Here is a 14,097-nt window from a genome sequence, read left to right on the forward strand (position 1 = left end):
GGGCATTGGGCATGGGGCATTCATTGGGCATGGGGCATGGGGTATGGGGCATTGGTTATTCTCCATCTCCCGCACTCTCGCACTCCCCCACTAACGTCTTGCATGATTCCGGCTGATCATTTGCTCCAACACTTCTTGGGAAACACAGCGGCGCTCAGAGCAATAAGTCATCAAGTTGACTCCGTTCATCATCCGCACGGTACTGACCCTGACGCGAAAATCATTCGTAACAAACCAACAACGCTCTTGACCTTGGTTATTTTCGTAGTCAGTATCAATAGTCAGCACTCCATCATCAGCAAACTGATACCGACTTACAACTGGAATGCTCTCAACATAGCCTTGGTTGCGAATGAGTTTTCCAAAACGCTTAGTTTGTTCGTCAGGAACATCAACTAAAATGGCCGCATTATCAGTATTCAACAGCCTCACGTCTAAGTTAGCCTGCCATGAAAAGCTAGCACCTCCCGTTGCTTGAGCAGGGTCTATCCCTTGTGCTGTACAGACTTCTTGGACTTTTGGATCATCCTTTTCTAGAACTGTAATTGTCAAATTAGACTCTCCCGACTCATCAGCCGCAGAGTCAAAGTGATGAACGGAGCGTTCCGTAAACCATGTCCCTTCACTTTTACGGAAGAAGTCAATCATGTTCAAGGGTGATATTAGATACATATTGTGTTAAACCTCGTTTTTTAATAGTTAGGAGTTTCTGGTAAGAAGTTAGGAAACAAATTTTTAACTAGGACTTACGCAACTGGCACACAAGGCTTCTGGTATAAGGGTCAAGGGTCAAGGGTCAAGGGTCAAGAATCAAGGTTTTTTGGACTTTTGACCTTTGACTCTGGACAACCTCAACGAAAAAATATGACACTTGCGTAAGTCCTGTTAACTTACAACTCCTAATTTTTAACTTTTAGTATGAGTAGCGCTGCTTGAATTGAGGTAAGATTCCATCTCTCGCTCTAAAGTGTAGAATACTTCAAAAGTCTTATTTTAATCAGATGATAAATAGGGAAATTCAACTTATTACTAGCGAACGCCCTAGTCCAACTCCAGAAATCTTAGCAGCCCTCAAAGCCGGACTTGCTCTAGAACAAGTAAATTTATACCAATTCAATTTGAGGGGAGCCGATTTACGACAAGCTAACTTTAGTAAAGCCAAGCTACTGGGAGCCGACCTTAGCCAAACGGTCTTGAGTGATGCAAATCTAAGTGGGGCGGATTTGCGAGGAGCTAACCTACGGGGAGCCGATCTAAGTGGGGCTAATTTGCAGGGAGCTTATTTGAACCGTGCTGACCTTGAGCAAGCAAATCTTAGTGGCGCAAACTTGGAGGGAGCCAAATTGCAAGTAGCACGTTATGATACACAAACAAAATGGCCCCAAGACTTTAACTACAAAGCTTCTGGAGCAGTGGGGCCTGGTGCTAATCTCAATGGTGCTTTTCTTAATACAGCTTATTTACGAGATGCGGATTTGCAAGGAGCTAATCTGCGTGGAGCCTACCTGAGTGGTGCTGACTTGACAGGAGCTAATTTACAAGGTGCAGCTTTGAGCGGTGCTGACTTGAGTAGAGCTTATTTGACAGGTGCTTGCTTGCGAAATGCTCGATTGAATGGCTCTGATTTGCGGGGTACGGATCTGCGAGCAGCTGACTTGAGTGACGCAGCTATGGAGCATCTTCAGAGTATCGCTGGCGCAGATTTCACTTTTGTGCAAGGACTCACAGATGCAGCTAAAGCCATGCTTCACAGCCTTCCGCCTTCAGAACTTGATGTTTGGAACGCCTACACCCGCAGAACAACGCGTGAGAGTTTAAGTGCTTAACTAGTTGCGCTACAGTTGAGTTTAAAAAGACTGCCAGTTGAGTTTTAGGAGTGCTAAAAAAGTAGCGTATCCTTCAGAAAAACCAGGTGGATCCGGTACAACATATTGGGGAAAATCTTTATACGATCGCCAAGGTTCCGAAGCATTATGGCGCAAATGTAAGGCACATTCTGAGGAGCCTGGTGGTCGCCAAGTCATTTGTCCAGAGGGGATATCACTCACAAATGTCTCCTGATCTCCAAAATGTTGATCTTTATCTTCAAGATTTTGGCAGACTATCCAGATATTTCTGTCAAGATTTATATGTTTTTGGCAAACTTTTGATTTGGAGAATGTATTAGCTACTGCTCAATTGAGTTTGATAACGTTCAATAAATCGTGAAATCTAGCCCTCTATTGTGGCGACAAGTCTTCTAAAGTAGCTCCAACAACTCGATGATCCGCATCTTGTCTGAGTTGCTCCAAGGCTGCTTTTGCTTGCGGTTGATCAAATCGTTTGAGAGCATAAGTTACTCGTACACGCATCCGCCAAGATTCATCATTCACCAACATCAGCAAATGGGATAATGCCGCAGCATGTTGACTAGAATTAGCTAGTAAGGCGAGTGCATCAACAGATGATTCTTGAACTGTGAAATCTTCATCTTTTAAACCCTGAACGCAGATATCAAATAGTTCTTCAGGACAGTCCATTTCGGCTATCGCTGCCAAAATGCTGCGCCGCACTAGCCAATGATCATCTTGATAAAATACTAGAACTAGATGAGAAACTGCTACTCTGCCAAATAGCGATAAAGAATTTGCCGCCTCAGCTCGCACATTGGGGGTATCGTCGAACTTCATGATTTGCATCAAGGCGGCAAAAGATTCTGCTGATTGTTGGCTACCCAGACCTCTTGCGACAAAGGAACGTACCAGAAATTCTGAATCTTGGAGTTTACTAGTTAACAGAGGAACTGCAACTTCTGATTCATAATCCTTGAGGGCGGCGATCGCCTTCAAGCGGTACTGAAAATCTGGATTCTTCAGTTCAGCTTTTATTTGATGGATTTCCATACAGGCATTTGGTAGGGTCATTCTTTAACTGTATTTTACAGATGTCAAAAAAAGGCGATCGCATTCTCTGAAGATTAAATGATGGGCATGGGGCATGGAGAAGAGATTTGTTTAATGATTCCCACTCCCCTTATTTAATGCTCTTGGTTAGATTTGGGCGGTCATTAACCGTACCATTGCCTGTAACGCAATTACCAATCCAATACTAAAAAAAAGCTGAAATTATTATAAAGGATCATTTAACTTAATAATTATTAACAAATATAACCTCAGCATCGTATCAGAATGTGTAAAGGCATAGATGTAAAAACTCAAATCATCAAGATTAAGAAAATTTAAAGGCTTTATAGCCTTTCTTCGTCAGAATGATGTAAAGTTTTTTAACATCTGCTGAAATTATTCTCATAAAATTCTGTTGTTAACTGGGAGATAGTTTAAATGGCGTTCGGACCAGCATCACGATTGGGGGTCGCTCTTTTTGAAGATACGGATCCCATTGAGCTGTGGCCAGACCGCTCTGAAGAAGAGGTTGAAACCGTAATTCGAGCAGTCTATAGACAAGTTTTAGGCAATGCTTATGTATTGGAGAGTGAGCGCCTCCAGGTTCCGGAATCTCAACTCAAACGGGGTGAGGTTAGCGTTCGCGAGTTTGTGCGTCAAGTCGCTAAGTCGGAACTTTACCGTTCGCGTTTTTTTGATAGTTCCCCTCGCTATCGGGCGATTGAGTTGAATTTCAGACATCTCCTAGGACGTGCTCCATCGGATCTAGAAGAAACTCGTGCTCACAGCAATATTCTCGATACCAAGGGCTTTGAAGCTGATATTGATTGCTATATAGACAGCGACGAGTACCAACAAACCTTTGGAGAAAATATCGTACCTTATATTCGAGGGTATAAAACCGAAGCTATCCAGAGTTTGGTTCAGTTTACCCACTTATTCCAACTGGTACGTGGTGCTTCTAGCAGCAGCCTCAAAGGTGACATCGCTGGCAAACAACCGAAACTAAATAGTCTGGTAATTCAAGGCACGCCAACCCCCGTAATTTCACCAGCTAGCAGTGGTTCTACATTCCGCAATCCGACATTTACTCCGCGTACTCGTCAAGGTGTGGGTGCAGGTGACGACGGCAAGATCTACCGGGTTGAAGTCACTGGCTATAAAGCAAATGCGGTAAATCGGATCTCCAAATTTCGCCGCAGTAACCAAGTCTTGTTCGTACCTTACAATCAACTTTCAGAAGAGTATCAGCGGATTCACAAACAGGGCGGTTTGATCGCCAGTATTACTCCTGTTAACTAGACAATCTTTAGTTTGGGAACAACGTAAATGGGAAGCATAATTATAAATTTCCCGAAGGTGGAGCCATAGCAAAGTAGCACTAATGATTACGTCACCCTCTGTGGTTGGTAGTACTGAAAAGAGGTTTAAAATCTTCGTTCAGGAAGTAAAAGTTAGTAATCCTCGCCGTTGTAGTACAACCGAATACATTGTTCCTGCTAACAAGATGACACCGTAAAATCAGCGGATTAATCGCACTAGCAAAAAGATTGTTAGTATGACAGAGATTGTTTAAAAATAGGGATTGGGATTGGGATTGGTCAAGAGTCAAGAGTCAGCAATTATTCCCCTACTTCTCCACTCCCTCATCCTCAGTCCCCAGTTTTCATTAAAAGCAAAATAAACTTTTTTTAATTTAGAATTCTGGATTTATTTAACTCCAATAACTAATTTAGTAAGGTAACTATTTTATTAAGTGATGCACTAAAAAATTAAAGTATCGTCTCGGATTAAAGCTTTGTAACAACTTTTAATGTACTAAATTAAATCAAGAATAGTGCATTATATAAACGGTCAAAAGCTTTGCTAAAACTTGGGTAGCTGCTCTTAATTATTTGCACCAAATTAGTATAGATGTGCTAACAGGTGAGTTATACAGGCATTTAACGCACCTTTGCAGATTAGCGTTTAACAAAAGGCTGGTCAGTAGCAAAAACAACTGACAACTGACACGAAAATCCACCCATAATATAGGTGGAATGCTCGTAAATTTATTTAATTAACCACGTTTTTCAGGAGATAATTCAATGTCACTTTGGGCTATTGATTCACCTAGGGTTGAACTGCGTCCGAACATCACCGAAGATGAATTACAGACGCTGATTCGGACAGTTTACAAACAGGTTTTGGGTAATGGGCATTTAATGGAAAGTCAGCGCTTAGTCAGTGCTGAATCATTATTGCGCGATCGCAAAATCACGGTACGCGAATTCGTCAACGCCGTTGCTAAATCAGAAATATATCAATCTCTGTTTTTTAATTCTTCTTCCCAAAATCGGTTCATTGAACTGAACTTCAAACACCTGCTAGGGCGTCCTCCTGCTGATCAGTCAGAAATAGCCGAACACGTCCGTATCTACAATGAACAGGGCTACGATGCCGAAATCGAATCCTATATTGATAGCGAGGAGTATCAGCAGAATTTTGGCGATAGTATTGTTCCCTATGCTCGCAGCACTAGCAGCCAAACAGGGCTGAAGAATGTCAGCTTTAACCGCACCTTTACCTTATTGAGAGGAGCGGCTAGTAGTGATAGCGATCGCAAAGCCAAGCTGATCAGTGATGTAGGTGCAAATTTACCTACATCTATCAAGGCTCCCGCTGCTGGTTCTAGTGCAAGCAGCACCAGCAAACGCTTCTTGATTAAGGTGATCAAAGGTGCTGCTGTCCCCCGTACTCGCCTAGGCAATATTAAATATGTGGTTGACTATAACCAGCTGTCTCAGCAAGTGCAAAATATTCATCGGACAGGTGGAAAAATCGTCAGCATCACCGAAGTTGCTTAGATTTATCTGAGTACAGGTAAAAAGGCAGAATGGCTGACCAAACAGCAGCCAATGTGGTTAGTTTAAAGAGGAAAGGGAAAAGGTAAACGTTTGAATTCCTCCTTACCCTTTCCCCAGACCACAACAAAGGTGGAATACTTATCCAAACCGTCTTGAAACAGCAGCAATTATGACCTTTGTTTTATTAAACGGATACTAGGTCGCAATAGTTTCCGCTGCAAATAATGTCCTCCGCATTTACACGCCCCCAAATGCTAGTTGCAGTTGTGAGTATGGGCACTACTATATAGACTAGGAGAATAATTCTTTAGCCAAGACATCTCTTGGGTTTTAAGCTACTTTTTCAGATCACTTTTGTAATGAAAATTACCGAATTCTTTGAACAGTCAATTGGGCAATGGCGATCGCAACGTAGCGGTCATCATTTAGCATTCGCCCACTTTGAAGAAGTGCTCTCTACGATTGACATTGAGGCCCTTACCGTCGATAAACCGGAGGTTTTGGAAATCTGTAAATTGTATGACGTTGACCCTGCAAGTATCACCCACCCTTTTCGGATGACTTGGGAGGGCGAGTCAGACTGGGATGACAAACCGCTTTCTGGTAGTACTGTGCTAGTACCAATTCCCGATCCAGAAAATCCCTCCAGAGGTAAACTCTTGCGGGACAAGGGATACGCGGAAACAATCCCAGCAGTGAGCAAATACCACCTAAGTGACGATGGTATTTTTACCCTGCTAACAGAGTATGATCACGCCGCGGCTGAAGAACGAATTTGGTTTGCTAACCCGAATCTTAGATTTCGGGTAGCGATGATTAAAACCAGTGATAGTAAAGGGGTGACTACAGCTTCCTTTTCTTCAGAGATTCGTTCTTTGTCAAGTCCAGCTAATTAATAATCTTGAGTTAAAACATAAAAGAATCATTTAGTTTTTTCTTGTTGCTCCTGAGGTTGAATATGACGATAGCGCCCAGTGGTTCTAGCACCAACGCTAGCGATTTGCTCACCTTAGCTTGTTGGATGGCAGGAGATTTTAGTAACCACAAGCAATCTTTTGCAAATCCTCAACTTTACGCTCACATCCACATTTTTTTTCGTCCTTTACCATTTGATTTTTTTTCTGCCATTGGTTTTTATTCAGAGCAAGTGTATGACTACGATTTATGGACACCCTATCGCCAGGGAATACATAGACTAGTAGATTGGGGCGATCGCATCTACATCGAAAACTACAGTCTCAAAGATCCTGTGCTTTATGGAGGTGCGGCTCGTGAATTAAATATTCTCAGAACTATCACCCCAGATAGCATTGAACGGCGTTATAACTGTTCAATGGTTTTTGTCCGAGAGGGTGAAATGTTTCGAGGTAGTGTAGAGCCAGGTAATCAATGTCTGATTCCGCGTAACGGTCATCAAACATATCTAATCAGCGATGTAGAAGTAACCGAGCATACTTGGACTAGTTTAGATAAAGGTATGGATGTTGAAACCCACGAGCAAATATGGGGTTCCAAGGCTGGCTCTTTGCAATTTGAAAAGCAGGAAAGTTTTGCCGATGAATTACATGCGGTGAGCGCATTATGTTAATTCAGCTTGAGGCTATTGAAACCAAAATGTTGCCTCCACAGGCTGAAAAAAAGATGCGTTGCTGGATTCGCAGTCGCCATTTGATTTGTTCCGGTAACTTTTTTATATTCGAGACATTAGAATATACAACGATTGAAAGATTTTCTGAATGTGTTGCTTCTTTAGGAGGATCAGTAATATCCGTTGACCCAGTTAATAAAATTTGGATGGGCGATCATCGTCAAGTTATTCTGTATCAGGCAAAAGCCAGTTTACATACACCTCATCATACCTTGAAACAATACTGGATAAAATATGGTGGCTTCTACACTAGATTTGATGAGCGTGTTTGAAAATAAATAGATAAATTGACATAAAGTTAACAGTTTGTGGCGGCTAATTGTTAGTTGCTAATTGCTAGTTTTTTAATCCTATTAGCTGTTAGTCATTAACTGCTAGCCGTCTAATTTTGTTAGAAAATGTAACTAAAAACCTCCCCAAAACTTGATAACTTAATCCTGACTCAATACTTTCCCTTATAAGCACTCTGAATCTACTTTGTGGCTTGGGAAAAGGTTAAAGGGTTAAGGCTAAGGAGTAAATTTCAGCCTTTTCCCTCTTAACCCAAAGCTATTGAATCCTGACTGTAAAGGGATGAGAAAATGTTAGTGCTTAGATCAATCCAGCGTTAAAGGAACTCGCTCTGGACTGAATCGCTCGCTAATCACCAATACTCCCAAAGCCGCGCCACCTTTGGGTGTGACATCAGGTGTTACAACCGATGTCAATAGATTTCTGGCGAATCCTCAACCTCAAGTCTCAGTCATTAGTAACTCCTACTTGAACCAACCCAACCATGCGAACCCTCTCAGACGACGAAATCAGACAAAGCCAGTATCAAACATTATCCAAAACACAACCAATTGAACTATGGTTTGGTGCTTCAGCTGATGAAATTGAAATTGTGATTCGAGCAGTTTATCGGCAAGTATTAGGCAATGCTTACGTTATGGAAAGTGAGCGGCTCACTGTCCCAGAATCCCAACTCAAGCAAGGTGTAATCCCCGTCCGCGAATTTGTCCGCCAGATTGCCAAGTCGCAGTTGTATCGCTCCAGATTTTTTGACAACGTTTACCGCTACCGCGCCATTGAGTTGAACTTTAAGCACCTGCTAGGTCGCGCTCCCGATGACTACTCCGAGACAATTCATCACAGCAATATTCTGGATGAACAAGGTTTTGAAGGGGATATTGATTCCTACCTCGATAGCGACGAGTATCTAGATGCTTTTGGGGAAAACATCGTGCCATATTACCGGGGTTACAAAACCCAAACGGGCACAAAGATATTGGAATTTACCAATATGCTGCAATTGGTGCGTAGCAATTCCAGTAGCGACAAAAACCTAGCATCAAATAATAAACCTCAGCTGGTGCGATCGCTAATTACCAACACTCCTTACGGTAAGCTGAAATCCACGGATGTTAGTGCATTACTAGCTGATCTATTTAAGCCTAAGCCAGATACCCAAGGTAATACGTTTGTTGCAGCTCGCACAGAAGCCGAAAAAGGCTTGCGGCAAAAAATTCAAGAGCAAGAAAGCCAAATTATAGCTTTGCAACAACAACTAGCAGACTTACGAACCTTTGCTAGCATCGGTACAACACAATTCAGTAGTAGTTGGCAGTCTTCTAGTTCTGTTACAAGTACAGACGAATATACATCTCTGCAACAGCAGGCTGACGCCCAGGCAAAACAGATTACTTCTTTACAAGAGCAAATTGCTGATGCTCGACGGTTTGCCACAATTGGAGAAGCCCGGTTGAATAAGTGGCGCAGTCGCGTTTTTAATGGCTAATATCATATTCGGTTGATTAACCATAATACTTAGAACCCCACCTCTAGACCGTCTTCACAAGCGGTGAAGGAAATCTTGGCGTCAGCTAAAACTTTGGTGGGGTTTTATTCTAGGCAATTTGCTGATCATGACATAACAGAGGCTAACGCGCACCCGATTGTTTTATGATTTCGATTGTGCAGCTTGCCTAACAACTTGTTCGTCTAAACCTAATGCTTGAGCTATCTGCTCAATACTTAACCCTAACGCTAATAACTGAGGTATTGTTTCTAGCTTGCCTTCTAACTTGCCTTCTTCTTTACCTTCTAACTTGCCTTCTTCTTTACCTTCTAACTTGCCTTCTTCTTTACCTTCTAGTTTCCCCTCTGTAAAAACTTCTTGGTAAAATCTAGTTTGCTTTAACTCACTTAATCCAAACATTTTCGCCATCTCCTCCCGGCTTAAGTGCGGCAATTTGTAGATTAATATCGTTTCTATCAATTGTATAATTTCCCGCTGTTGGGCGGCATCTATAATTTCTTTTCTGGCGCTGTCTACTATCTCTATAGCTTTTATTGTCGCAGTTGATTCTGGTTCTACGACTAATTTTACTGTCTCAATTCCGATTGATGATGCCTCCATCGAGGTTAATTCATCTAGATAGACGCGAGTTACTCTTTGTGAGTTGAGTAATTCTGCGTATCTTTCTGTATCTCCAGTATCAATGCTGCGGCTAGGAAAGATAACGACACTACGCCAGGTATTAGTTAATTCGGTTTTATCGAGATAGTTAAAGATTTCGGTGAATAAACGTGAATATATTTTTTTGTCTGGTTGAAATTGAACTTCAGCAAAATAAATGGCTAGTTCTGGTGCATTTGGGAGGAATACGCCATCGATTCTAAATGCTAGTTGCTTAACTTCAACTGAGGAAAATTGATAAGCGTTAGCCAGTTGTGGCGGTTGGTTGATTAGTTCAAAGAAGGTGCTGGGGAAGCTTTGGAAGATGCGATAAAATATACTGTCAGTTTTCAAGTCAGCTGGTTTTTCAGTTAATGAACGTATTTTACAGTTCGGCGATCGCCTAATTATCAAACTTACAAAATCAAGGACGGGCAAGACGCCCATCCCTACTAATTATGACTCGTCGCTTTCGCCCGAATTAACCAGTCAGCATCAGTAGCACACATTTCTCGGCTGGATGAGTCTCCTAAACGGTCTAGCGCTAATAAGCAAGCATATTTCAAATCCCAAATCGGCGTACTCAGGCAAGTTTTGAGTTCGGTAACTGCGCGTGGATCGCCCAATTCCCCAAGAGCGATCGCACAAGCAGTACGGGATTTCTGAAATTGAGGTTCGCGGTTATGCAGATTTTCCACTAATAAATCGTAGCTAGAAGTATATTTCAGCCAACCGAGAAGTTTCATGACATGATAGTGAGCACCATAATCGTTATAGGCTTTGTCCATATAAGTTGCTAGCAGTGCTTGGGCTGCTTCCTGTAAATAGACATCCAGTAAAGTTTTGGTTGCTAAATAGCACCGACCAAAATCGGTTTGGTACAGTTCATCAATGACAAAATTCAGTACAGGGGTAACGTCATACTCATGTACTAGATCAATGTCGTTGGGATGATCGTGTAGTACTTGCTCTAGATATGGCTGAACTTCTGCAAACGTAATTTCACCAGTGGGAACGCCTATATCCAAGAGCATCCGTAAGGCTCGCAGTCGGAACACCAGAGATACAGGACAACGGGCAATTTGGGGTATGGCTTTGTAGTAGTGCGAATCAATCAGATCTTGAATGCAACCGCGCCGTGCATTAACGTTGGGACTTTGCAGCAGCGCTATTACTTCAGTGATTTGAGAGTAATCACCCGTAAAGCGACAAACTGTGGCGATCGCTGCACTACGGGTAGGTTCGTCCTCAGCTTGGGTAAATTTTTGCACACGTTCTAGAGCAGACTTATAATCGGCGTTAGCCAGGGTATGAATAATCACTCGATAAATTTGACCTGGTTTATCCAGCAGTTGTGCTACTTCTTCGAGAATTTCTGGATCTTTAGTACCGATTTCCCCAATTGTCCATACGGTATTTTCAACTGTATAAATATCATCATCCTTGAGGCATTGTCGAATTACAGGTAATGCTGATTCAGCCTGCAATCGCCCCAGACTTTCTACAGCTTTGCGTCGAACAATGCGGTGATCTAATTCAGCCGGGTTACTAGTTTCAATTGCACGTACCAAAGCTGCAATTGATTGCTCAGTTGGGAAATTAATCAGATGCGAAACAGCAATGTATTTATCAGTGGGGTCTTCGAGTTGTTCTAATGGTGTATCGATAATTGCGATCGCTTGATCTTCTGTTAAACCAAAAATTTTAAAAAAACGTTTATCCATTGATTTGTAAATGACTGAGGAGAGTTACTCAAAGGTCACGTTTACTATCGTACTAGGGACTGGGGACTGGAGACTGGGGATTGAGAAATAGCGGTAAATTAAGATTTGAAACAACAATATTTAGAGTAGATTTTTTTGAGCAGCTTCATCCTCAATTGGTCAAACTGGTGAGGGAAAAAGTACCAATTTATGAATTCACGCCGACAGAAAGCGATGAACCGAATCTGACAAGTATTCAGTACTTTAAGAAACACTTTGAGTCTTACTTACAGGGGAATATTTTTCCATTTGAGGAGTTAGGAGGAGTCAGTGCGGTCTTCTTTGGACTTCTTCTTCAAAAAGGTTTACCAGTGGTAACGCGATCTGAGAAGATCAGAATATATGCATTTGACAGTTGAACACTGAACAACAAATCATCATATAGATACGCGTTTAGGAAACAACAGATATGGATGAAACCTCAGAGATCATATCAACCCATAATGTTACCGCTCAAGATTTAGCAGAGGTCATTGCAGAACTTGAGCAATATCGGGAACGTCTGGTAAAAGAAACTACGGAAGCGGCAAAACGGGCTAAGGTGATGAGGATAAGTCTCATGGCGCAACTGGAGCCGGAGCTTACTAAGATTGACTTTGCACTTCAGGAACTCCGCAATCAGCAGGCCAACCTGATGGTTAGTAACTAGTAATCCATGTTGATAATTTAGCTATGAGTGATATGCTCAACTTTGAAACTCAATCGGGTGGAAGTTCGCTAAATCTGTCCCAGACAGAGACTGATGCCTTGCTTGAGGTTGTCAGTGAGCAACTAAACCTGAACACCTTCAACCCTGATGACCAACAAATTCTCAAGCGGATGGTTGAAAGTCTAGGAGACTCGCGGGGGATGGTACGCTTGAGTTTCGCGGAGGCATTAGGGAAAATTGGCAAGCCCGTTACCCCGTTGTTACTGGAGGCTGTGACAAACCACCCAAATCCGGTTGTACGGAGAGCCAGCGCTAAAACCTTGACACTCATTGCTGATCCAAAAGCAGTTCCGACTTTGGTCAACGCCCTCTTAAATGATCAGGATACGGTTGTCAAAAACTCGTGTGTTGGAGCACTGGCTAAAACGGGTGAGTCAGCAGTGCCAGCATTACTAAAAATTTTAGCGTCAACTGAGTATCCCGAAAGTTCCAAGGGTCTGGCAACATGGGCGTTGGCATTTATTGGTGCAGAAGCAAAGGAGTATGTATATCGAGAAGTTCACTCTGACTCGCCTGAAGTTCGTGCTGCTGTGATCGGTTCAATCGCAGTGATCGCTCAGGAAAATCCAGAAGCGGGAGCGTTCGATATCATAATGAATGCTCTGGGTGATCCGGTTTCATCCGTGCGATGCGAAGCGACAACTGCCTTAAGTAACCTAAAGTATCGACCTGCGGTTCCCCAACTAGTTGACTTGTTAACAAATCATGCCGATTGGGAAACTCGAAGGGCTGCGGCTCTGGCATTAATGAAGATAGGCGATCGCGCTGCCTTAAAACCTCTGCAAGCTGCATTGGCTCAGGAAGAGGAAGCACCAGTTCAAGCAGTCATCAAGTTGGCGATTTCTCAAATTGAGAGGCACTTAGAAGACTGGGAATAAGACAGTATGGACATTCACAATTAAACCATTTTGTTACAGTGCGATCGCTAACAGGACTTACGCAAGTGTCATATTTTTAACGCCAGAGGTTGTCCAGAGTCAAAGGTCAAAAGTCCAAAAAACCTTGATTTTTGAACGCCACTTGCTTCTCCTGTGGTCGCCGCTGCGCGAACAAGTCGGCATAGCCGCAAGGGCGCAGTGGCTCCCCTTGACCCTTGACCCTTGACTCTTATACCAGAAGCCTTGTGTGCCAGTTGCGTAAGTCCTAGCTAATTCACTCTCTTAGAATAGTTAATCACCTGATCTAATCGGGGCAATGCACTCACTGCTGACTCACGAACGTATGAATCAGCAGATTCATCATTGGTTAATGCCGTCAGTACTTCCACACCCCGAATATCACCCATCGAACCAAGTGCATTCACAATCGCCACAGCCACCGCAACGTTATCCGTCGTCCTTAGCGCTTCAGCCAAAATTTCAAAAGCAGGAGAACCAATTTCACCTAGCGCCATCACTGATGCAATGTAAACAACCGGATGTGGGTCATTGAGCGCTGTTTTTAATCCCTGTAAGCCATCGCTTGGGAAGGGAACTTCTGGATGGTTGGCAGCGACCTGAGCCAGAGCCTTAGCACAGCTGCCTCGAATGGTCGCATTATCGCTGCTTAACAATGACTCTACCAGCGAAGGCACGGCATCGGGGCCAATAGCACCCAGTGCCTTGACCGCAGCTCGGCGGTAGGTCACATCTTCATCATCCAAAATGCCCATCAAGCGAGAAATAGTATTTTCATCGCGGACATCAGCCAACTCCCGCATTGCTCGTTCCCGCAGATTAGGGTTGGGATGTTTCAATTGTTCAAATAAAGAATCTATTGTCATAGGTTTATTTTTATATCGTCAAATAGCCGGGGGCTGGGGGGCTGGGGCTG

The 14,097-nt window shown here is 43.0% G+C and carries 16 protein-coding genes; 10 read left to right on the forward strand and 6 right to left on the reverse strand.

The window, feature by feature from the left end; all coding sequences use genetic code 11:
* Positions 1-90: 90 nt before the first annotated feature.
* Entirely contained in the window at positions 91-672 is a 582-nt protein-coding gene (locus IQ246_RS23770) for a phycobiliprotein lyase (RefSeq protein WP_194005795.1), read from the reverse strand.
* Positions 673-1,001: 329 nt separating this feature from the next.
* Here IQ246_RS23770 and IQ246_RS23775 point away from each other — a divergent pair, with 329 nt between their 5' ends.
* Complete coding sequence (locus tag IQ246_RS23775) at positions 1,002-1,826, forward strand: pentapeptide repeat-containing protein (protein WP_194005796.1); 825 nt, start codon at positions 1,002-1,004, stop codon at positions 1,824-1,826.
* A gap of 21 nt (positions 1,827-1,847) precedes the next feature.
* Here the strand turns inward: IQ246_RS23775 and IQ246_RS23780 are convergent, their stop codons facing one another.
* Both IQ246_RS23780 and IQ246_RS23785 read right to left on the reverse strand, forming a co-directional pair.
* Positions 1,848-2,048 carry a hypothetical protein gene (locus IQ246_RS23780; RefSeq protein WP_194005809.1) on the reverse strand — a complete coding sequence of 67 codons (201 nt, stop codon included), beginning with the start codon at positions 2,046-2,048 and terminating at the stop codon, positions 1,848-1,850.
* Between the two features lie 171 nt (positions 2,049-2,219).
* On the reverse strand, positions 2,220-2,903 hold the full coding sequence (locus IQ246_RS23785; RefSeq protein ID WP_244142135.1) for a HEAT repeat domain-containing protein: 684 nt from the start codon (positions 2,901-2,903) through the stop codon (positions 2,220-2,222).
* 417 nt (positions 2,904-3,320) lie between these two features.
* On the opposite strand from IQ246_RS23785, the gene IQ246_RS23790 reads away from it, so the two are divergent.
* The 6 genes from IQ246_RS23790 to IQ246_RS23815 all read left to right on the forward strand — a co-directional run bounded on the left by IQ246_RS23790 (position 3,321) and on the right by IQ246_RS23815 (position 9,153).
* Entirely contained in the window at positions 3,321-4,184 is an 864-nt protein-coding gene (locus tag IQ246_RS23790; RefSeq protein WP_194005797.1) for a phycobilisome linker polypeptide, read from the forward strand.
* Positions 4,185-4,969: 785 nt separating this feature from the next.
* A complete protein-coding gene (locus IQ246_RS23795) occupies positions 4,970-5,728 on the forward strand; it encodes a phycobilisome rod-core linker polypeptide (RefSeq protein WP_194005798.1) in 759 nt (252 codons plus the stop codon).
* A gap of 359 nt (positions 5,729-6,087) precedes the next feature.
* Positions 6,088-6,624: a phycobiliprotein lyase gene (locus IQ246_RS23800; protein WP_194005799.1), complete on the forward strand. Its 537-nt coding sequence runs from the start codon at positions 6,088-6,090 to the stop codon at positions 6,622-6,624.
* Positions 6,625-6,686: 62 nt separating this feature from the next.
* Entirely contained in the window at positions 6,687-7,316 is a 630-nt protein-coding gene (locus tag IQ246_RS23805; protein ID WP_194005800.1) for a chromophore lyase CpcT/CpeT, read from the forward strand.
* Positions 7,310-7,648 carry a CpeR family transcriptional regulator gene (locus tag IQ246_RS23810; RefSeq protein WP_194005801.1) on the forward strand — a complete coding sequence of 113 codons (339 nt, stop codon included), beginning with the start codon at positions 7,310-7,312 and terminating at the stop codon, positions 7,646-7,648. The genes IQ246_RS23805 and IQ246_RS23810 overlap by 7 nt, the downstream gene beginning before the upstream one ends.
* Before the next feature lie 503 nt (positions 7,649-8,151).
* Positions 8,152-9,153 (forward strand): phycobilisome rod-core linker polypeptide, encoded by a 1,002-nt coding sequence (locus tag IQ246_RS23815; RefSeq protein WP_194005802.1) that lies wholly within the window; start codon positions 8,152-8,154, stop codon positions 9,151-9,153.
* A 162-nt stretch (positions 9,154-9,315) separates the two neighbouring features.
* Here IQ246_RS23815 and IQ246_RS23820 read toward each other — a convergent pair whose 3' ends face one another.
* Positions 9,316-10,167, reverse strand: a complete 852-nt coding sequence (locus IQ246_RS23820) for an Rpn family recombination-promoting nuclease/putative transposase (protein ID WP_194005808.1) — start codon at positions 10,165-10,167, stop codon at positions 9,316-9,318.
* Positions 10,168-10,265: 98 nt separating this feature from the next.
* Positions 10,266-11,537, reverse strand: a complete 1,272-nt coding sequence (locus tag IQ246_RS23825; RefSeq protein WP_194005803.1) for a HEAT repeat domain-containing protein — start codon at positions 11,535-11,537, stop codon at positions 10,266-10,268.
* Between the two features lie 80 nt (positions 11,538-11,617).
* Between IQ246_RS23825 and IQ246_RS23830 the strand changes: the two genes are divergently transcribed.
* From IQ246_RS23830 to IQ246_RS23840, 3 genes are read left to right on the forward strand one after another with little or no spacing between them, the layout of a single operon-like run.
* Positions 11,618-11,935 (forward strand): DUF1838 family protein, encoded by a 318-nt coding sequence (locus tag IQ246_RS23830; RefSeq protein WP_244142136.1) that lies wholly within the window; start codon positions 11,618-11,620, stop codon positions 11,933-11,935.
* A gap of 50 nt (positions 11,936-11,985) precedes the next feature.
* Entirely contained in the window at positions 11,986-12,225 is a 240-nt protein-coding gene (locus IQ246_RS23835; protein WP_194005804.1) for a hypothetical protein, read from the forward strand.
* 32 nt (positions 12,226-12,257) lie between these two features.
* Complete coding sequence (locus IQ246_RS23840) at positions 12,258-13,163, forward strand: HEAT repeat domain-containing protein (protein ID WP_208492272.1); 906 nt, start codon at positions 12,258-12,260, stop codon at positions 13,161-13,163.
* A gap of 269 nt (positions 13,164-13,432) precedes the next feature.
* On the opposite strand, the gene IQ246_RS23845 is transcribed toward IQ246_RS23840, so the two are convergent.
* Positions 13,433-14,047: a HEAT repeat domain-containing protein gene (locus tag IQ246_RS23845; RefSeq protein WP_194005806.1), complete on the reverse strand. Its 615-nt coding sequence runs from the start codon at positions 14,045-14,047 to the stop codon at positions 13,433-13,435.
* Positions 14,048-14,097 lie beyond the last annotated feature (50 nt).

It is taken from the genome of aff. Roholtiella sp. LEGE 12411, assembly GCF_015206995.1.
In the GTDB taxonomy this organism is placed as follows: domain Bacteria; phylum Cyanobacteriota; class Cyanobacteriia; order Cyanobacteriales; family Nostocaceae; genus Komarekiella.